The 19,681-nt window shown below is 52.4% G+C and carries 15 protein-coding genes and 1 tRNA gene; 9 read left to right on the forward strand and 7 right to left on the reverse strand.

The window, feature by feature from the left end:
• The first annotated feature begins 28 nt into the window (after window positions 1-28).
• From ACUY4S_RS21135 to ACUY4S_RS21150, 4 genes are all read left to right on the forward strand, one after another.
• Window positions 29-1,330: an anaerobic C4-dicarboxylate transporter gene (locus tag ACUY4S_RS21135; protein WP_312690256.1), complete on the forward strand. Its 1,302-nt coding sequence runs from the start codon at window positions 29-31 to the stop codon at window positions 1,328-1,330.
• 82 nt (window positions 1,331-1,412) lie between these two features.
• A complete protein-coding gene (gene cutA / locus ACUY4S_RS21140) occupies window positions 1,413-1,736 on the forward strand; it encodes a divalent cation tolerance protein CutA (RefSeq protein WP_312690258.1) in 324 nt (107 codons plus the stop codon).
• Entirely contained in the window at window positions 1,712-3,403 is a 1,692-nt protein-coding gene (locus ACUY4S_RS21145; RefSeq protein WP_458023517.1) for a protein-disulfide reductase DsbD, read from the forward strand. The genes cutA and ACUY4S_RS21145 overlap by 25 nt, the downstream gene beginning before the upstream one ends.
• 48 nt (window positions 3,404-3,451) lie before the next feature.
• Entirely contained in the window at window positions 3,452-4,027 is a 576-nt protein-coding gene (locus ACUY4S_RS21150) for a transcriptional regulator (protein WP_312690261.1), read from the forward strand.
• Window positions 4,028-5,703: 1,676 nt separating this feature from the next.
• Here the strand turns inward: ACUY4S_RS21150 and ACUY4S_RS21155 are convergent.
• From ACUY4S_RS21155 to ACUY4S_RS21170, 4 genes are all read right to left on the reverse strand, one after another.
• The gene (locus tag ACUY4S_RS21155) at window positions 5,704-6,105 is read right to left on the reverse strand and encodes a hypothetical protein (protein WP_458023518.1); all 402 of its coding nucleotides are present in this window, start codon (window positions 6,103-6,105) and stop codon (window positions 5,704-5,706) included.
• A 1-nt stretch (window position 6,106) separates the two neighbouring features.
• Entirely contained in the window at window positions 6,107-7,291 is a 1,185-nt protein-coding gene (locus ACUY4S_RS21160; protein WP_458023519.1) for a hypothetical protein, read from the reverse strand.
• Between the two features lie 2 nt (window positions 7,292-7,293).
• Window positions 7,294-7,644 carry a hypothetical protein gene (locus ACUY4S_RS21165; RefSeq protein WP_458023520.1) on the reverse strand — a complete coding sequence of 117 codons (351 nt, stop codon included), beginning with the start codon at window positions 7,642-7,644 and terminating at the stop codon, window positions 7,294-7,296.
• A gap of 182 nt (window positions 7,645-7,826) precedes the next feature.
• Complete coding sequence (locus ACUY4S_RS21170; RefSeq protein WP_458023521.1) at window positions 7,827-8,351, reverse strand: PAAR domain-containing protein; 525 nt, start codon at window positions 8,349-8,351, stop codon at window positions 7,827-7,829.
• A gap of 326 nt (window positions 8,352-8,677) precedes the next feature.
• Between ACUY4S_RS21170 and ACUY4S_RS21175 the strand changes: the two genes are divergently transcribed.
• Window positions 8,678-8,753: transfer RNA gene (locus tag ACUY4S_RS21175), tRNA-Phe, on the forward strand.
• Between the two features lie 241 nt (window positions 8,754-8,994).
• Here the strand turns inward: ACUY4S_RS21175 and ACUY4S_RS21180 are convergent.
• Window positions 8,995-9,627 carry an ECs1377 family protein gene (locus ACUY4S_RS21180; protein WP_458022834.1) on the reverse strand — a complete coding sequence of 211 codons (633 nt, stop codon included), beginning with the start codon at window positions 9,625-9,627 and terminating at the stop codon, window positions 8,995-8,997.
• A gap of 114 nt (window positions 9,628-9,741) precedes the next feature.
• Window positions 9,742-10,581 carry an alpha/beta fold hydrolase gene (locus ACUY4S_RS21185; RefSeq protein ID WP_458022833.1) on the reverse strand — a complete coding sequence of 280 codons (840 nt, stop codon included), beginning with the start codon at window positions 10,579-10,581 and terminating at the stop codon, window positions 9,742-9,744.
• A 194-nt stretch (window positions 10,582-10,775) separates the two neighbouring features.
• Here ACUY4S_RS21185 and ACUY4S_RS21190 point away from each other — a divergent pair, with 194 nt between their 5' ends.
• The 3 genes from ACUY4S_RS21190 (at window position 10,776) to ACUY4S_RS21200 (ending at window position 16,457) form a co-directional block, all read left to right on the forward strand.
• Complete coding sequence (locus ACUY4S_RS21190; protein ID WP_458022832.1) at window positions 10,776-13,424, forward strand: autotransporter family protein; 2,649 nt, start codon at window positions 10,776-10,778, stop codon at window positions 13,422-13,424.
• Between the two features lie 53 nt (window positions 13,425-13,477).
• Window positions 13,478-15,430, forward strand: coding sequence for a tetratricopeptide repeat protein (locus ACUY4S_RS21195; RefSeq protein ID WP_458022831.1), 1,953 nt, complete (start codon window positions 13,478-13,480; stop codon window positions 15,428-15,430).
• Between the two features lie 73 nt (window positions 15,431-15,503).
• On the forward strand, window positions 15,504-16,457 hold the full coding sequence (locus ACUY4S_RS21200) for a nickel/cobalt transporter (protein WP_458022830.1): 954 nt from the start codon (window positions 15,504-15,506) through the stop codon (window positions 16,455-16,457).
• Window positions 16,458-16,495: 38 nt separating this feature from the next.
• Here ACUY4S_RS21200 and proP read toward each other — a convergent pair whose 3' ends face one another.
• Complete coding sequence (gene proP, locus ACUY4S_RS21205) at window positions 16,496-17,998, reverse strand: glycine betaine/L-proline transporter ProP (protein ID WP_312690282.1); 1,503 nt, start codon at window positions 17,996-17,998, stop codon at window positions 16,496-16,498.
• A gap of 606 nt (window positions 17,999-18,604) precedes the next feature.
• Between proP and kdgT the strand changes: the two genes are divergently transcribed.
• Entirely contained in the window at window positions 18,605-19,603 is a 999-nt protein-coding gene (gene kdgT / locus ACUY4S_RS21210; RefSeq protein ID WP_458022835.1) for a 2-keto-3-deoxygluconate transporter, read from the forward strand.
• Window positions 19,604-19,681 lie beyond the last annotated feature (78 nt).

Consider the following 19,681-nt stretch of genomic DNA (forward strand, 5'->3'; position numbering starts at 1 on the left):
TCACTTAATTAAACAAGGAAGCCTGATTATGTTTGCTGCAGAACTTGTTCTCGTCCTGCTCGCGATTTATCTGGGAGCCAGACTTGGCGGCATCGGCATTGGTTTTGCCGGTGGATTCGGCGTGCTTGTGCTGACGCTCTTTTTTCAAATCAAACCCGGCGCAATCCCTTTTGATGTCATTGAAATCATTATGGCGGTCATCGCCGCTATCGCCGCGATGCAAGTGGCAGGCGGTATGGACTACCTGGTCAGTCTGGCGGAGCGCATGTTACGCCGTCATCCAAAATACATTACCTTTCTCGCGCCGCTGGTGACCTGGTTTATGACCATTCTGGCGGGAACAGGGCATACGGCATTTTCAACGCTGCCGGTGATCACCGAAGTCGCCAAAGAGCAAGGCATCCGCCCCTCCCGCCCGTTATCGATTGCCGTGGTAGCATCGCAAATTGCCATCACCGCCTCGCCCATTTCGGCGGCAGTAGTCTTTTTTGCCGGAATTCTTGAACCGCTGGGCGTAAGTTACCTGACGTTGCTGGCTATCTGTATTCCGGTCACGCTGATTGCCGTTATGATCACCGCAGTACTGTGTAACTTCCTCGGGTGCGAATTAAAAGATGATCCGGTTTACCAGGAACGTCTGGCCAAAGGCGAAGTGAAGCTGCGTGGTAGCCAGGTATTTACGCTGAAGCCGCATGCCAGACGCTCGGTGATGCTGTTTCTGATTGGCATTATTGCAGTCATGCTGTATGCCACCGCGATTAGCCCGACTGTGGGGCTGATTGCCAACCCGGTGCTGCCGCGTAACGAAGCGATTGTGGTCTTTATGCTGACCATCGCCACACTGATCTGCCTGACCTGTAAAGTCGATACCGGCGAGATCCTTAACGCCGGTACCTTTAAGTCCGGAATGAGTGCCTGCGTCTGTGTACTGGGCGTAGCATGGCTCGGCGACACCTTTGTTAAGCATCATATTGAAGATATTCAAATGGTTGCTGGTGATTTGCTGCACAGCTACCCGTGGCTGCTGGCGGTGGTGCTGTTCTTCGCGGCGACACTGCTCTACTCTCAGGCGGCAACCACCAAAGCGTTGATGCCTGCGGCGCTGCTGCTTGGCGTGACACCGCTGACGGCCATCGCCTCGTTTGCTGCGGTCTCTGCGCTGTTCGTGCTGCCCACCTACCCGACTCTGCTGGCAGCAGTCGAAATGGATGACACCGGCTCAACACGCATCGGTAAATTTGTCTTTAACCACCCGTTCCTGATACCCGGCGTGATCGCCATTGCCCTGTGCGTGATCCTGGGCTTCGTGTTTGGCGGCATCCTGTTGTAAAAGTGCTTAAAATCGGGCCGCCTGGCGGCCCGATCCGTCTGCGCGTGGTATAGTCCTTGTTTTCGCTGATACGAGGTTGACGATGAACACGCCTGACGCTGTTGTTGTACTCTGTACCGCCCCGGATGAAGCCACCGCCCAGGAGCTGGCGGCAACAGTGCTGGCGGAGAAGCTCGCAGCCTGCGTCACTATTTTGCCCGGCGCAACCTCGCTCTATTACTGGGAAGGCAAGCTGGAACAAGAGTACGAAGTGCAACTGCTGTTGAAAACCGACGTCACGCATCTCGAAGATCTCTTCGCCAGCATCAAAGCTCATCACCCCTATCAAACCCCGGAATTACTGGCTCTACCCGTCACCCACGGAGATTACGACTACCTCACATGGCTCAACGCATCTTTACGCTGATCCTGCTGCTGTGCAGCACATCCGCCTTCGGTGGCCTCTTTGACGCGCCCGGTCGCTCTGACTTTGTGCCTGCAGACCAGGCCTTTGTCTTCGACTTTCAGCAACATCAGCATGATTTAACGCTTAACTGGCAGGTCAAAAAAGGCTACTACCTTTACCGCCAGCAGGTTCACATCACTCCGGCACAAGCCAGCATCGGCCCGCTTTCATTACCCAAAGGGGAGCAGCACAAAGATGAGTTTTACGGCGAAACGGAAATCTATCGCCAGCGGCTGATAGTACCGCTCACGGTGAATCAGGCGGCCAAAGGCGCAACACTCACCGTCACTTACCAGGGCTGCGCCGACGCCGGGTTCTGCTACCCGCCAGAAACTAAAGTGGTTCCGCTGATGGAGGTAGCGTCAGCGCAGGCAGCGCCGGTCCCCCCTGCCGAAAAGCAGAGCGCAGAGCGCGCGCCATTGCCCTTTTCTGCACTATGGGCGCTGTTGATCGGCATTGGCATCGCCTTTACCCCGTGCGTGCTGCCTATGTACCCACTGATTTCCGGTATCGTGCTGGGCGGTAAACAACGCCTCTCTACAGCACGTGCATTGCTGCTGGCGTTTGTCTACGTGCAGGGCATGGCGCTGACGTATACCGCGCTGGGGCTGATTGTCGCCGCTGCGGGATTATCGTTCCAGGCTGCGCTGCAACACCCCTATGTGTTGATCGGTCTGTCTGTGGTGTTTAGTTTGCTGGCGTTGTCGATGTTTGGCCTGTTTACACTGCAATTGCCCTCTGCTTTACAAACCCGCCTGACACTGTGGAGCAATCGCCAGCAAGGCGGCTCGCCAGGCGGCGTATTTGCCATGGGCGCGATTGCCGGGTTGATTTGTTCCCCCTGCACCACCGCGCCGCTCAGCGCTATCCTGCTGTATATCGCCCAAAGCGGTAATCTGTGGCTCGGTGGCGGCACGCTTTATCTTTACGCGCTGGGCATGGGCCTGCCGCTGATTCTGGTTACCGTTTTTGGCAACCGCCTGCTGCCGAAAAGCGGGCCGTGGATGGAGCAGGTCAAAATCGCCTTTGGCTTTGTGATCCTCGCGCTGCCTGTGTTCCTGCTGGAACGTGTACTCGGCGAGAACTGGGGCTTACGCTTGTGGTCGCTGTTAGGCGTGGCGTTTTTCGCCTGGGCGTTTATTACCAGTCTTGCCGCAAAACGCCCTCTGGTACGGGTACTGCAAATTGCGCTGCTCGGCGCTGCGCTGGTTTGCGCACGCCCGTTACAGGACTGGGCCTTTGGCACACCGGCTACGCAGCCCCGCACGCAGCTCCACTTCACGACGGTAAAAACCGTAGACGAGTTAAATCAGGCGCTGGCACAGGCTAACGGGCGACCCGTCATGCTGGATCTGTATGCTGAATGGTGTGTGGCCTGTAAAGAGTTTGAGAAATATACCTTTAGCGATCCGCAGGTGCAGGCGGCGCTGAAAAATACGCTGTTATTGCAGGCCGATGTTACCGCCAATAACGCCGGGGATGCCGCGCTGCTGCAGCATCTGAACGTACTCGGTCTGCCGACCATTCTGTTTTTCGATACGCAGGGGCATGAGCAGCCCGCAGCCCGGGTGACCGGATTTATGGATGCCGCCGCCTTTACCTCGCATTTGCGCAATCAAGCCAGGTAAACAACACTTGATTGGGGTAATACGCTTCACATAACGGAGGAGAACGCCGTGCAACGCGAAGACGTTTTGAACCAAACTTTACAGTTGCTTGAGTTAAAAGGGATCGCAGAGACCTCGCTGGAGATGGTAGCCGAACGCATTGATTACCCCATTGATGAGTTCCGCCGTTTCTGGCCTGACAAAGAAGCTCTGCTGTATGACGCCCTGCGTTATCTGAGCCAGCAGGTGGATATCTGGCGCCGTCAGTTACTACTGAATGAAGAGCTGAGCAGCGAGCAGAAGCTGCTGGCGCGTTATGGCGCGCTGACTGAGTGCGTCAGCAATAATCGCTACCCCGGCTGCCTGTTTATTGCTGCCTGTACCTTCTTCCCGGACCCGGGCCACCCCATCCATCAACTGGCGGACCAGCAGAAAAAAGAGGCCCACGATTTCACCCATACACTGCTGAGCAAACTGGAAGTGGATGATCCGGCGATGGTGGCGAAACAGATGGAACTGGTACTGGAGGGCTGCCTGAGCAGGATGCTGGTGAACCGCAGCCAGGCGGATGTGGATACCGCGCAGCGGCTGGCGGAAGATATTCTGCGTTTTGCCCGTTGCCGCCAGGGCGGCGCACTGACGTAAGCATCGGGAAACACTGCCCATTTAATGTGCCCCATTGCCCGGATAACTCAGTCACCAGAGCTGGGGATATTAAAAGTCCTCGTGTTGTTTAAAGAAAGACAACGCTGCAACCCGTATTTACAAGGCCTCGCTGCAAAGTGGGGCTTTTTCCTTTTATGGCTACGGTAGATTTCTGGTCGTTGCAATACGTTCCTTGTTTGCCAGATCCTTTGTCGTTTTCTTCGTTATTCTTTGCTTTTAAAGACATCTCTACCCTCTGGCAAGCCTCATTCTTACTTCTCAGCTACGGTCTTACCACAGTCAGTTACGGTTGCTCTCATTTATCACTGTTCATAATGATGCAAAAGCATGGGGAACGGGAGAATTAGCATTTAACCTTCATCTGCTGGTCTTAAATGGAATGCTGGCGCGGGGAAAATGGAAAGGAAACCAGACAGGCGGCTGAAAAAGATATGCGTTAAGCAGTTTAGTTTTACCCTCAGAATCGCCTCCCCAACAAAAGGATAAAAAATGGATTGCTGATAAATTTTGGCAGGTGTAGAACCAGACAGCTGTCAGGGATTTGTGCAACAGCCTTCAAAATATATCCAACCATTAAACATAAACCAAGCCGACAGCTTTTTAAATGTAAAAGCAACAACGTGTGCTAACTAAACATAAAACAGAAAGCACGGGTTAAATTTATAAGATAACCGCTTTCTAAGTGGTTTTTCATACCCTTGATATGATTTTCAAATCAAACGGTTTTAATAAGGACTGTCTGAATCCTTGATTGTAATAGTATAGATTTTATCGAATTCTCCACCAGTCGCAACATTAGTGCCAAACAATCCGCCAGATACTCGCACTGTGGCGACCCCTGGCTTTATTGGCACACCCTGAATCCTGATACAATTATGAGCAGGGGAATCATTACAATACCTTAAAGTTAATCCTATATTGGATGGGGTTATTTCACCTACAAATCTTTCCTTTCCATTAGAATCTAAAGATGATACAGCGCCACCAATTATATTTATCTCACTGACATATAACTCTCCGAGTTTCGCATTATTAAGAAAATCACCATGCGGAGTAACATCTGCATGCAAAGCGCACGCTGATAATAAAAATGAAATACACACAATGTAAATTATTTGCACAGTTATTTTAATGGCTTAAAGACCATCCTCCAAAAAAATCTAAAAACAAAGAAAGTGATATCTTTCTTATGCTTTAATGATTATATGTTTGATTTATTTGCTGTTCTATTATAACTTTTTTTCAAAAGGATCCAGGGAATTACTAACTGGATATTCTTTCGCAATATATGGACGTTTGGGCAATGTGATTTGTATGAGTTTTGTTTCTCCCCCCTGACTTTCAGGCTTCATTGTCCCTTTTGACTCAACATAACAGGGGTTCTCACGCTTCACCGGAGACCAGGCCTTACCTGATGCAAATTCTTCAAGCGTGTACATTTTAGTAAAGGGTACAGGCGTCACACAGTGTGTATACAACATGGTTTACGGTAAAGTCCCGTTTCCATAACATACATGATGGAGAGAGACTCATTTATATTCCTAGTGATGTGATTTTGCGTTTCGTAACTACTCTGAAAAGAATGTTGCTTCACATCAATCAGGGGGTATTTATTCCTTTCAGGATCCATACGGTAAATATGCCAATCAAAAAATTCAAGAAGCCCCTTCTGAATCCTTGATTGTAATAGTATAGGTTTTATCGAATTCGCTAGATTTTTGAAACATTGCCACATTGAAAAACCCCGAAACGCTAACTTTAATTACTCCTGTTTTAGTAGGCACCCCTCTAACTTGAAGGCAATTATTATCATATTTATCATTATCACAATAAGTCAAGTATAATCCCATATCACCTGGTGAAATACTACCTAATAACTCCCGATCACCATAAGAGTTTGTCAACGTAGCGACATTCCCACCAAAAATATTTATCTGCGCATAGTAAGATTGACCAACCAATCCATCATTAAGTTCGTTTATTTCTGGAGAAAATTCAGCATGTAATGTACATCCTGAAACAATTAACAAACAAAAAACAGCTAACGATTTCTTCATGCTATTTTAATGGTTTAAAAACCATCCCTCCAAAGAACCTGGAAACAAAGAAAGAAATATCTTTCTTATGTTTTATTTGATCGTAAACATTACCCCATGAGAATAAATTCAAATGCATATAACCGTTGGGATCCTGTGTTGCAGGACTCTCCCAAACAACCCAATGTGTTGGTACTGTTAGATTCGATTCACTTCTACCTAAAAGTCCGTCATTAATTAATGTAATGACTTTGTATCCATTTTTTGCATATTCATTTAAATCCCGAATGCCTCGAATACCGGCCTGTACAGGGCCTACGTTACTGAACACTTTTTCATAACCGGCTTTTTCAAACCACTCCGTTAGTGTTTGCCACATAGTGATCCCCGCAACTGGAGAATCAAGAGTATCAAAACTTAAAACAGTATTCTCTGAATCTCTAAGCCCAGCCAATGTCATCCAGTCAAGACCTAATATACTTGGCCGACCATTCTTTGTATAAAAAAAACCTGAAGGATGCTTACATCCTTCTCCAGGAGAAATTGTCAATGCACCTATTTTTGTCTTTCCATATCGCCAGAGTTCCCTGGCAGCCTGTGCATATACATCAGGGCGATCTATTTGGACACAGTAAAAAAATGCGGCAGGCCCACAAGCGCTTGCCGCATTTTGATCTGGAAAAGCATCTGGACAATGATTATATCTTTGATTTATTTGGTGTTCTATTATAACGTTTTCAAAAGGATCAAGAGGATCACCAACTGGATATTCTTTCGCAATAAATGGACGCTCGGGCACGGTGATTTGTATGAGTTTTGTTTCACCCCCCTGACTTTCAGGCTTCATTGTCCCTTTTGACTCAAAATAACAGGGGTTCTCACGCTTCACTGGAGACCAGGCGTTACCTGATGCAAATTCTTCAAGCGTGTACATTTTAGTAAAGGGTACAGGCGTCACGCAGTGTGTATGCAACATGGTTTTACGGTAAAGTCTGACTTCCATAATATAGATGGTGGAGAGAGGCTCATTTATATTTCCGGTCATGTGACTTTGCGTTTCGTAATTACTCTGAAAAGGATGTTGCTTCACATCAATCAGGGTATAATTATTCCTTTCAGAATCCATGCGATAAATGCACAGATCGTACAACAAACAATCGGTCGGAACATTAGAATTTATACGGGTACTAAGATAATACACAGCCATAATTAATCCATTAATATATGCAGTTTAATATTTTCAGCAGATTCAGCAAAATGCCATTCTGCGATTCCCTCGTTATCCATGCTCCCCTTCTCTGTGTGACCATCCGGGAACAACAGCACATACCGACAGGCGATTATCATTCTGCCATCATCATAATCAGCACACTGAAGAAGTGTGTGATGTGAAGAAAGTTGTTCTGCAGGCTGGCTCTGCGCACAGATAATTTTTGCCGTTAACGGATTGTCTGCAGCAATGGCATCGTTCGTTCCATCGGCACCGTACTGCTGCACCAAAGAAAACCACCGCTCTCCCCTGCGTATTGCTCTGCCAGAGATCGCCTGAAACAATGACACCGGGCTTACCACATCCTGGGCCGGGTGAAATTTTTATCTCCCACCCGGAGCTTTCGCCTTCCGTTTACTGACCAGCCCTGACTCCCGGCATAACAGACAGCTCATGTTGATGTTTTATCACCAACCAGCCCGGAGTTTGTGTCATCTACACCGCTCTAACGATTGTCGGACAGTCGTTTTCCTCAGTCGGTAAGAATATGCATACTGACATCGTCTGCCGATTCGGCATAATGCCACCCTGTAATCCCGTGCTCATCAGTAACGCCATCTTCAGAACGTCCGTCCGGGAAAATCAAGGTGTAACGACAACCAGCCATCAGGTGTTCATCGTCATCGGTACACTGAAAGCGAATACAGTTCCTGACGCTGGAACCCTGATCCTGCTGCGCAGACAGGGGGGCCTGGCTCGTATTGCGGGAAGCAAGGGTTCCCGGCATCGTACGGGTATACTGTGTGGCAGAGCCGAAAACATAGTGCTCCGGGCAGCGACATAACACTCTGTCACCTGTGGCAGCATACGCTTTGCCTTCTTCTGCCCAGTCTTGTGCAGAGGCAAGAATAACAAAATACCCGTTACATTTGCTGCAAGAAGCCTTGTCGCCAGTTCTGGCTATTGCTTTATTACCCTCAAACCAAGCCGCTGTAGCGGAAATGATTTGCCCATAACTCGTTTTGTCACCAAGGCAGGCCAGTGCTCTTGCCATCATTAATCCCTTAATAGAAAGTTAGGTTTGAGCATATCCATGCATTTACCAAGGTAATTGTCTTTTAGTTAACCAGCAATAACAAGCCTTTTGCGACCTACACTTCATTGATAAATCGTCGACTTCCAGTAACCAAACCAAACGCCAGAAATCATATGAAAGTCTTTCAGCAGAACCCTGTTCTTCAATGTCGAAGAGTTTTGGCAGAAGCAAATAGACTAATATTTGAGCTGTTTCACTGTTTTTTGCCGAAAAAACACGCTCCTGAACGATGCAATGAAGATTTTGCATTGACGAGGCCAAGGTAATCCAGTTTAATACGCCCCGTTGCCCGGATAGCTCAGTCGGTAGAGCAGGGGATTGAAAATCCCCGTGTCCTTGGTTCGATTCCGAGTCCGGGCACCACTATTCAGAGAACCCAGCCTTTGGCTGGGTTTTTGCTTTTCTGGGTACGGACTCTCCATCGAACTGCGTTCGATTATTCGCCGCAAGCGGCTCACCCCTTCGGGGCCAGCGCGACCAGCGCGCTGTTCAACGCCTGACGGCGTTAGTCCGGGTCCGGGCACCACTTATTCAGAGAACCCAGCCTTTGGCTGGGTTTTTGCTTTTCTGGGTTCTGCCGCCAGGTTACACCACGCTTATCTCCTCAATTCACTTCTCGCCGGTAGACTGGAACCCGTCGTGTTGTACCGGTCAGGTTATCGAAGACATCGACTTCTGCAGTGGCAATGCGCAGGCCGGATTTTCTGAGCCGCTGTATATCAGCGGCGATACGCTGGCTACCAAACCAGAACAAGGCATCCAGCGCGGTGACTGGTAATCCCTGCTCCAGCGCCAGTTTCAGGCGTTCGCGTGGCGCGCGTACCTCTTTAGCGATTTGCTGGTAAGGTGCCGCAGTCGTTCCTGAGGCATCAACCCGCCGGATTCGGGTCGACAGACGGTACTGGAAGGCATCCGGGACATCGCTCAGCGTGTTTTTCAGGCTGTACACGCAGCCAAAGCGCTTACCGTTGAAGATGACGTTTTTCTGGCTGATTTGCAGTTCATCGCGCAGGCTGGCAATCAATTGCGGTGCTCTGATCAACAACAAACGGAAGGGCAATTCAAAGCTGGTTACGTAATCCACATTCAGTAATGCAATCCGTAACCGCTCTTCCGCTCCGGCGCGCTGTTGCAGGCACTCTTGCGCTACCTCCGCCCACTGCTGCGTCAGACGCGGTGTTTCAGCGGCTTCCGCAAAGCTGTATTTTTCAATTTGATAATCAATGCGTTCACTCACGCTGAGTGCCCCTCTGCTCGCTTATCCGTACCGGTTGTTTACTGTACCAACACTCGAATATAACCGGAAGAAGGCGCGCGGAGAGAAAACAGAAGCCAACCAGACAGGCTACATTTACCGGCACATTGGTGTTTTAGCCAGCAACCCCGGCCACAGCGCGGCCCAGTCACTGCCATGCTTCATGCCCGACACCGTCTCAATTTGTGCACAGCGAGCCCCCGTCGCCTGTTGAAAACGCACCGCCACCGCCTGCGGCACCGTCGCGTCTTCACTACCGCTAAAGTGGATTTGTGGCACGCTGGCCAGCTTCGCTGCAACATCTATCGCGTTCATCGCATCCGGCATTGGCGTAACCTGATGGATCTGATTAACGTAAGCGACATCAAGATTCCCCGCCACGGTGCGCAGAGATCGCACATCGTGGCGCCGTGCCGCCAGTTGCGCAGCAATATTCGCCCCGCCGGAGTAACCCACCAGTTCGAGCTCAACGCCCGGCATACGGCTAACAACGCGCGTCAGGGCTTCATCCATCGCATCGATTACCACGGGCGAAAAGCGCTGATCGGTCCACCACTTCACCGAACAATCAGCAGGCAGCGGTGGGCCAATGAACTGGCACGGTCGCGCCAGGTAGAGCACGTTGGGCGAGGGATCGGCGGCGGCCAGCTTCAGCCCAACGGGGTTATGCGGCGTGGGATCGCGGGAAGGTTGCGTACGGCTCACCCAGGCAAAACCGTCTCCTTCTATATAGACGCGCAGCACTTTCGCCTGCGGTGACGTTTTACTTAGGGCGCTTAACAGAAACGTTTTTGTTTGCAATGCTTCCTGGGTAAAACCGGCATGTTGAGTCAACTCAACGGCAGAAGTTCGCGCATCGTGCTCGGCGCATCCGGAGAAGCAAAAGACCAACGCAATCAAAGTCCCGGCGAGAAACTGTTTATCGTTCCTAATCATTATCTGTCTCTTTATTAGCAGGTTACGTGTTTTATTTCGCCGTTGAATCGCGTCGCAATTAAGAAATAATTAAGCAGGACTTATTGTTTTTTGCAACCGGATGTATATTCTGCGCATAAATATCATTAGGAAAAATCTTAATGGTATTTACACGCGATCTGTAAAGCATCACGCCTCTATCTCAACGGTAAATCATGACAAAATCACGCCTTAACCAGCATGGGTCTTTGCTGGTGGCTATTACCTCTGCGCAAGGATTGCTCGCCCCCTACGCTCACGCGGTTCCAACAAGCGAAACAATCAGCACAGCGGTAACATCCGGGCGCGTATATACCACAGGTTTTGACACACTGGAGATTACCTCTCAGGGCACATTGACTGCAGCCAGCAACACCGCAGCGCTACAGATAGCCTCTTCCGGCAATCTGGCCTCGCTGGCTAACCACGGACTCCTGTTCGCCACGGGCAATTTCGGCGTGGTGAGCACCGGCACTCTCGGCACCCTAACGAATACGGGCATGATTAACGCGCCAGGCTTTAGCGGTATTTACCTTGATTTAGGCAGTGCCACCAGCGCCATTATTAACAGCGGGACTATCGGTAATACCAGTAGCAACAGCTATGTCGGCTCCGGGATCACCACCGCTGGCGTGCTGGGTACCCTGACTAACACTGCCAGTGGCGTTATCAGCGGCCGCACCGGGGTCTATAACCGGGGTACACTCACTCTGCTGAATAACGCAGGCACAATCACCAATCAGAACAACCTTGGTGTCAGCGATCTCGGTGCGATTTTTAATAATGCTGGCACCATTACAACACTCGTGAACACCGGCACAGTGATTTATGACCATACCGGCACCAATCAGACCGGCGGTGCAGCAGTGCGTAACTTAGGCGTGATCGGCGAGCTGACAAACGCCGGTACGATCCTCAGCGATACCTTTGGTATTCGCAGTGATGACTTTATGAGTACGATCGGCACGATCACCAACAGCGGGTTAATTCAGGCCCCGCAGGCGATTTCGCTGGAAAATTACTTTGCCGCCTCAGAGCCAACGTTGATTAACAGCGGAACCATCGCAGGGGATATTGCTAACCTCACCAATCTGCCGTTCACGATCACAGGTGGGACAGTGACCACCGGTACACTGACAGGCTATGCAAATAGCATCGGTACGCTGCAGACCAACGGCAATGCCCTGACCTTCGCATCAGGATCGCTGCTGCTGAATGACAACATCACCTCACACAATGCGACCATTCTCAACGATGCCGCACAACTGCGGGTGGTGAACCCGATAACGATAACGGGCAACTACCATCAAAACTCCGCCGCAACGTTGCTCCTCGGTGTGGCTGATGGCACCAGTGCCGCCGGCATTACCCAGAGCGATTACGGTTATGGCCGACTGATCATCAACGGTACCGCCACGCTCGACCAAGGCTCTCATATCTCCCTGGCACGCACGGGCAACACTTACCAGTTTGCGCCGGGCCAGCGTTATGTGGTTATCGACGCCAGCAGCACCGGTACGAATTACAACGCCAGCACACTGAATTACAACGCCGCGGGTTACACAGGCGCAGTATCAGGCACAACAGTCAATGACGGAAGCCGCAGCGCCCTGGTCGTCAGCCTGGCGCGCACCGAGCCTGACGTGACCACTCGCCCGACACCGGGAACTGTCACACCACCGGAACGTGGTCGGGCGACCCGGCCTGGTGCCGCCGCCGCGCTGGGTGGCCTCGGCAATTATGCTGGGATCTCGCCGCAGTTGCTGGAGCTGTACAACGCCTCGCTGGCCATTACTCATACCCAGGAAGCGAACCGTGTCGGCGAAGGGCTCTCCTCCAGCCAGAACATTAACGCCAGTGCGGCGACCGCCACGGCAATTAACAAAGCAATGACTGTCGTTGCCACGCATATGAACAGCGTGCGCAACCCGCACACTGCAGGCGCAAGCGGCGTTGCAACAGGAGATGACTACAGCAGCAACTGGATCTTATGGGGTCAACCGTTTGGTGGGTTTGCCCATCAGGGAACCACTGACAGCGTCAGCGGTTATCATGCAAAATTCGGCGGGATACTGCTTGGCGCGGATCGGGCGCTGGGAAGCCGCTGGCGCGCGGGCGCAGCCGTCAACATCAGCAATACATCGGTACACGGTCAGGACAGCCTGAAGGGCAGCACCTCCACGGCAGATAACTACGGGGTGATTGGCTATGCAGCCTACAGTGGGGAACCCTGGTATCTGAACCTTTCTGCTGGCCTGAACCGCCAGAATTATCACTCGCGGCGCCAGGTGGACTTTACCGGTTTTTCAGGCACCGCACAGAGCACGTTCAATGGTCAGTCCGTTACGCTGCAAAGTGAAGCTGGCTATCCGTTTACTCTGCCGCATGAAGTGGTGCTGACCCCGTTGGCGAGTTTCACTTATGGCTATCAGCACATTGAGGGTTACCAGGAGACAGGCGGTAACGGTATGGCGCTGAACGTGGGCAGTACCCATGGGAAGTCGCTGCAAAGCGATATTGGTCTGCGTGTAGAAAAGAGCGTAGCAACGCGACTCGGCAACCTGACGCCGTTCGCACAAATTACCTGGCTGCACCAGTATGGCAACCGTCAGATGAGCAGCACGGCGAATTACGCGGCAGACACCGTTGGCGAGACGCAATTCACGACCAAAGGTGCGTCACCGGTAAAAGATATGGCGGGTGTCGCCATCGGCAGCACGCTGTATGAAGCCAACGATATGAGTCTGGATGCCCGTTACGATTTACAGGCAGGCCAGCAATATCAGGCCCATACTTTTAGTCTGCGCTTACGAAAAACATTCTAACGAACATCGCAACGGGGGCCGCTACGGCCCCCGTTTTTGCATGGAGGGTTACTATGACGACGTCCCTTTCTTTGCAGCAGGCGCTGGATCTCGCCAGGCAACACTGGAACGCCGGGCAAGCGCCGCAGGCGGAACACTATTGCCGTCTGATCCTCAACCAACTGCCGGGGCAACCGGATGCCCTGCATTTGCTTGGCCTTATCGCACACACCTTCGGTCATATTGATCAAGCTATTGCACATCTGCGTGAAGCCTGCTCTGCCCCGAAATTTCCCGCACTCTATGCCAGCAATCTCGCTGAGATGTGCAGGCAAAAAGGGGCGCTTGAGGAAGGGGAGCGCTGGGCGCGCAAAGCCATCAGCCTCGATGCCACATTGGTGAATGCCTGGAATAACCTCGGCATTTTGCTGCAGGAGCAAAACAAGCTGGTGGAGAGTGTGCTCTGCCTGGAAAAAGTGCAGTCACTGACCCCGCATTCGGCCTGTGCACACGGTAATCTCGCGAATACCCTGCGCCGCCTTGGCCGCTTTGATGAGGCGCTGGCCCACTACCAACACGCCCTGATCCTGGCACCTGATGACGCCGCGATTAATAATAATGTCGCCGGTCTTTTGCTGGAAGCCGGGCGGCTGGACGATGCCCTCGCCCAGTGCCAGCAGGCGCTGCGAATCAACCCCAAGTTTGCAGAAGGCTGGCTCAACCTGGTCACCATTCACATTGCGCGCGGCGATCTCACCCCAGCCGCACAAGCACTCGTACGCCTGCAGGGGTTGGCCCCCTTGCACCCGGCAACCCGGCAAAAACAAGCCCAACTGCAGCAACTCCAGGGATCCGGCAGTACGGAACTCAGTGCGGCAGAATATGCGCCAATTCTGCAACAAGCCTTACAACTATTACAGCAAGGGCGCTTTGCAGATGCCGAAACGCTTCTGCGCCCGCTCGTTGCCTCCGGCAGTGGTCCGCTGGCTGTCTGGCATATGCTCGCCACGGTCCTGCGCGTTCAGGGTAAGCTGAGTGAAACGCTGGCCATTCAGCATATGCTGGTCGACCATCTTCCCGGCGATGCTGTTAGCCGCTTCGACCTGGCAGAAACGCTACTGCTGACTGGCGATTTTGACCGCGGCTGGCAGGAATATCGTCACCGCTATGACATGGCGCACACAAGGCAAATTGCCCGTCATATCAACGCAACCCGCTGGGCGGGGCAGCCGCTGCCCGATAAAACCTTGCTGATTTTTGATGAACAGGGGTTTGGCGACACACTGCAATTTATCCGTTTTGTGCACCAGGCAAAGCGGCAAAGCCAGGCGCGGATTGTCCTTGACGTTACCCCGGAGTTGCTGGCTCTGGTGCGCCGCGCCTTTCCGGAAGAACAGGTCATCGGGCGCGGTGAGCTGCCCCCCGTCTTTGACGCTTACTGTGAATTAATGGATTTACCGCGCCTGTTTCGTCTGCAACCTGGCGATCTGCCGATGGCAACGGGCTATTTGCATGCCGATCCTGAGCGTGTCTCGCAGTGGCAACAACGCCTCGCCAGTGTACCGCGCCCGTGGGTGGCGCTGGTGTGGGCAGGTCGCCCGACACATACCAACGATCACCGTCGCTCCCTGCAGTTGCAACAACTGGCACCGCTGGCGCGCGCAGAGGCCACATTTTTACTGATCCAAAAAGGCGATGCCGCATCGCAATCACCGCCGGAAGGGATGCGTACCGTCGCGCTCAGTCAGGCGATTGCAGACTTTGACGACACCGCGGCGATCCTGACGCTGGCGGATCTGCTTATCTCGGTCGACTCCTCGCCAGTACATCTGGCCGGGGCTCTACAGCGCCCGTGCTGGACGCTGCTACCGTTTATTCCGGACTGGCGCTGGCTGATGACGCGGGACGACTCGCCGTGGTACCCGGGCATGCGCCTGTTCCGCCAGCCTGCCGTGGATGACTGGTCGACGACGCTCGACACCGTTGCCGATGCGCTGGTCGCCCGCTTCCCTCCAGCGGGAGATTAACCGACGCGGGGGCTGGAGTCCCCTCTTGCCCCGGCCTATACTTCGGGCATGTTCTGTTCATGCCCGTAGGCCTATGACCACGCAAACCCTCTCCCGCGACTGGCGACTGCCGCTCGCGTTTATCCTTCTGGCCGTGGTGTTGGCGCTCGCTTTTACACTGCACACCCACTGGGGCGCATTTCTGCAATGGTGCCTGGCAACGCAAATTACCCTGCACCGTTATCTGGTGATGTACCTGCTACAACTCAATAATCATCAGTACAGCGGCGGATTATGGCTGCTGACTGGCGCATTTTTTTATGGTGTGTTGCACGCTATCGGGCCTGGACATGGCAAGTTTATTGTTACTACCTGGCTCAGCACTAGCCACGAAAGCCAGATGGCGTCCCGCGTGGTCCCTGTGCTCGGCAGCCTGATGCAGGGCGTCAGTGCCATTCTGTTTGTCTTTATTCTGGCGGTCGGTTTTAACCTTGCCGCAGGCGATCTCAGCGAAAGCCGCTGGTATGTCGAGAAAGCCAGTGCCGTAATGATTGGCAGCTTCGGCGCGTATATCGCATGGCAGGCCATCAACAGTCTGCGCCCACCTAAGCTGACCATTACCGCCCTTTCGCCACTGCATCAGCACAACGGTAACTGCGGCTGCGGCCATCATGGGGTGGGTGCCCGTGTGGGCGGCGACTGGAAGACACGCCTTGGCGTCATTCTCGCCATCGGCGCGCGCCCGTGCAGTGGGGCAATCATGATTTTGCTGTTCTCGAATGCGCTGGGCATTGTGACGTGGGGTATTGCAGCTGTGATGACGATGGCCGTTGGCACTGCGCTGTCGATTGCGGGCTTGTCGCTGGCAGTGCGATATGCTCGTAACACTACGGCAGCGCTGTTTGGCCGTGATAAGCGTCAACTTAGCTGGTTCGTGCCTGTACTAAAGATCGCAGGCGGCGTGGCGCTAGTGTTGTTTGCTGTGGTGCTGTTTTTGACCGTGATCCCGGTCAGTGCTAACGGGGATTATATTGCGGCGGGATGTTGAAAAAAGCCCGGAGGGCGTTGCCATCCGGGCTTTCAGGCTTACTCGTTAATCTTCGGATGTTGCTGCACCAGACGGGCTCGTTTTTCCTGCAATTGCGCAATTTCTTCATCGAGATCTTCGATTTTCTGCTCAATATTGTCGTGATGCTCCTGCAAGATTTCCCGCGCTTCCTGAATGTCAGAAGCCGCAGGCGTTGCCCCTTTAAGCGGCAGGTTCGCTGTCTCTTTCATGGTCAGACCGGTTATCAGGCCAATGACAGCCACCACCATCAGGTAGTAAGCCGGCATTAACAGATCTTCTGAGCTTTCCACCAGCCACGCGGCAAGGGTCGGCGTAATACCGGCAATCAGAATCGAGATATTAAACGCGCTCGCCAGCGCACTGTAGCGGATGTGCGTCGGGAACATGGCGGGCAATGTCGAAGCCATCACGCCGGTAAAGCAGTTAAGCACTACCGCGAGCATCAGCAGCCCCGCGAAAATCAGGCCAATAATGTTGCTGTTAATCATGATAAAGGCCGGGATAGCCAGCGCAAACAGCGCCACACTGCCCATCAACACAAACGGACGGCGACCAAAGCGGTCACTCAGCAGCCCCATGACCGGCTGGACAAACAGCATACCAATCATGATAGCGATGATGATCAACACACCATGATCTTCCGAGTAATGCAGGTTATGTGACAGGTAGCTTGGCATGTAGGTCAGCAACATGTAATAGGTCACGTTGGTGGAAATCACCAGACCAATACAGGTCAGCAGGCTACGCCAGTGTTTCGTGGCGATCTCTTTAAAGGAGATCTTCGGCCCATCCTGTAATCCTTCGCGATCGCCCTGCTCCAGCTTATCAACATGCTGCTGAAATGCGGGTGTCTCTTCTAAGGCGTGACGCAGGTACAAGCCGATAATGCCCAGCGGCAGCGCCAGGAAGAACGGAATTCGCCAGCCCCATTCCAGGAAGTTATCTTCACCGACCACCGTGGAGAGTAGCACCACGACGCCTGCGCCCAGGACAAAACCGGCAATCGAACCGAAGTCCAGCCAGCTGCCCATAAAGCCGCGTTTACGGTCCGGAGAGTACTCGGCAACGAAAATAGACGCGCCGGTATATTCCCCACCGACTGAGAAGCCCTGCGCCATCTTACACAGCAACAGCAGTATCGGCGCCCAGATGCCAATGGACGCATACGAGGGAATAAGCCCGATACAGAAGGTACTGACGGACATAATTACAATGGTAATGGCGAGGATTTTCTGCCGACCGTATTTGTCGCCCAGCATGCCGAAGAACAGGCCACCCAGTGGACGAATAAGGAAAGGTACGGAGAAGGTCCCAAGCGCAGCGATCATCTGTACGCTGGGATTTGCCTCAGGGAAGAAGACCTTACCCAGTGCGTAAGCCACAAAGCCATAAACACCAAAATCAAACCACTCCATGGCATTACCCAGCGACGCTGCGGTAATCGCTTTACGCAATTTGGCATCATCAATGATGGTCACATCACGAAGCGTAATAGGTTTTATTTTTTTCCTTTTTAGCATGCCTGTTTTCCTCTTTAGACTCTCGCCCTGACCGCCCGACTATCCTTTCCCTGCCGGGCGTTTTTACAGTGTTTCCCACTGATATATTCAAGCGTAGCAGGTTTACTTACACTGGCAGCGACTGCCTGTACAACCGAACCTGTTGACGCCTGTTGGGCAGTGAATGACCTTTTTACCCTAACAGGGTTTCAAAAAGTGATCAAATTCACATAATTCTCTCCAGTGATAATCAACCCCCTCTTCTGGCCCAAAATAATCACCCACGAAATCATTAGCATACAACTGGTATTTTGCCGTTTTTTTACAACCCCTTTACAGGCCTTTTCATTACGGAATGGCTCAGAAAATCTTTACATAAAATATGTGACGAAGATAACTAAAACAATGTTTTATTCTTATTGAATCGATATTCCAAAGATCGGATTATACGCGCAGAAACAGCGGTACGGAAAACGGTTATGCCCTTGTTCCGGCCAGCCATGCCGGGCAATAACCGCAGACTGGAGAGTACCTCCTGACGTCACACCATTCTAATTAATTGAAAATATTACATATTAATCTTTGGGTTTCCTCGCTCATGTTAATGACGAGAAATGAGGGTTCATGATGAAAATTAAGGCCACAATTGAACGTATTCCCGGCGGGATGATGCTAATCCCTCTGATCTTAGGTGCAGTTTTGAATACACTCGCACCAGACACCGGCGCTTATTTTGGTTCCTTTACCAAAGGAATGATCACCGGCACGGTGCCCATTCTGGCGGTGTGGTTTTTTTGTATTGGCGCGTCAATTGATTTACGCGCTACCGGCACGGTATTACGCAAATCCGGTACGCTGGTACTGACCAAAATCGCTGTCGCATGGCTGGTGGCGATGATTGCCGCCTCGTTTATTCCGGACACCGGTATCCAGACCGGGTTCTTTGCCGGCCTTTCCGTACTGGCTATCGTTTCCGCAATGGATATGACCAACGGCGGTCTGTATGCCAGCCTGATGAACCAGTACGGCAGTAAAGAAGAGTCTGGCGCGTTTGTCCTGATGTCGCTGGAATCCGGCCCGTTGATGACGATGGTGATCCTCGGATCTGCCGGGCTGGCCTCATTCGAGCCGCACCATTTTGTGGGCGCTGTACTGCCGTTCCTGATTGGTTTTACGCTCGGTAACCTCGATCATGACCTGCGGGCATTTTTCAGCAAAGCCACGCCGGTACTGATCCCCTTCTTCGGCTTTGCGTTAGGTAACACGATCAATCTGCGTGTGATTATGGATACCGGCCTGTTGGGGATCGTCCTCGGCGTGGCGGTAATCATCATTACGGGTATTCCGCTGATTATTGCCGACCGTTTGATCGGCGGTGGCAACGGCACCGCGGGTGTGGCAGCCTCTTCCGCTGCCGGTGCAGCAGTCGCTAACCCGGTGATCATCGCGCAGATTAATCCGGCGTTTGAACCAGTCGCCGCCTCTGCCACGGCGCTGGTCGCCGCCAGTGTGATTGTCACTGCGATTCTGGTGCCTATCATCACCGCACTGTATGCAAAACGCTTCGGCGCAATCCCGGCTGCCGCCAGCGAAGCGGAAAAACCGGTCGAATCCGCCAGCCATTAAACGTGATAAAAAAGCCCCTTTCGGGGCTTTTGCTGTCCGCTATGTCCTGCAATTGACGACCGCTCCGGCCAGACCATT

This window comes from Kosakonia beeri, from assembly GCF_054165705.1.

What these genes read in the sequence shown, in the direction of transcription:
- ACUY4S_RS21135 (WP_312690256.1), top strand. Translation starts at nt 29, where the DNA reads ATGTTTGCTGCAGAACTTGTTCTCGTCCTGCTCGCGATTTATCTGGGA.
- cutA (WP_312690258.1), top strand. Translation starts at nt 1,413, where the DNA reads ATGAACACGCCTGACGCTGTTGTTGTACTCTGTACCGCCCCGGATGAA.
- ACUY4S_RS21145 (WP_458023517.1), top strand. Translation starts at nt 1,712, where the DNA reads ATGGCTCAACGCATCTTTACGCTGATCCTGCTGCTGTGCAGCACATCC.
- ACUY4S_RS21155 (WP_458023518.1), bottom strand. Translation starts at nt 6,105, where the DNA reads ATGAAGAAATCGTTAGCTGTTTTTTGTTTGTTAATTGTTTCAGGATGT.
- ACUY4S_RS21160 (WP_458023519.1), bottom strand. Translation starts at nt 7,291, where the DNA reads ATGGCTGTGTATTATCTTAGTACCCGTATAAATTCTAATGTTCCGACC.
- ACUY4S_RS21170 (WP_458023521.1), bottom strand. Translation starts at nt 8,351, where the DNA reads ATGATGGCAAGAGCACTGGCCTGCCTTGGTGACAAAACGAGTTATGGG.
- ACUY4S_RS21185 (WP_458022833.1), bottom strand. Translation starts at nt 10,581, where the DNA reads ATGATTAGGAACGATAAACAGTTTCTCGCCGGGACTTTGATTGCGTTG.
- ACUY4S_RS21190 (WP_458022832.1), top strand. Translation starts at nt 10,776, where the DNA reads ATGACAAAATCACGCCTTAACCAGCATGGGTCTTTGCTGGTGGCTATT.
- ACUY4S_RS21195 (WP_458022831.1), top strand. Translation starts at nt 13,478, where the DNA reads ATGACGACGTCCCTTTCTTTGCAGCAGGCGCTGGATCTCGCCAGGCAA.
- ACUY4S_RS21200 (WP_458022830.1), top strand. Translation starts at nt 15,504, where the DNA reads ATGACCACGCAAACCCTCTCCCGCGACTGGCGACTGCCGCTCGCGTTT.
- proP (WP_312690282.1), bottom strand. Translation starts at nt 17,998, where the DNA reads ATGCTAAAAAGGAAAAAAATAAAACCTATTACGCTTCGTGATGTGACC.
- kdgT (WP_458022835.1), top strand. Translation starts at nt 18,605, where the DNA reads ATGAAAATTAAGGCCACAATTGAACGTATTCCCGGCGGGATGATGCTA.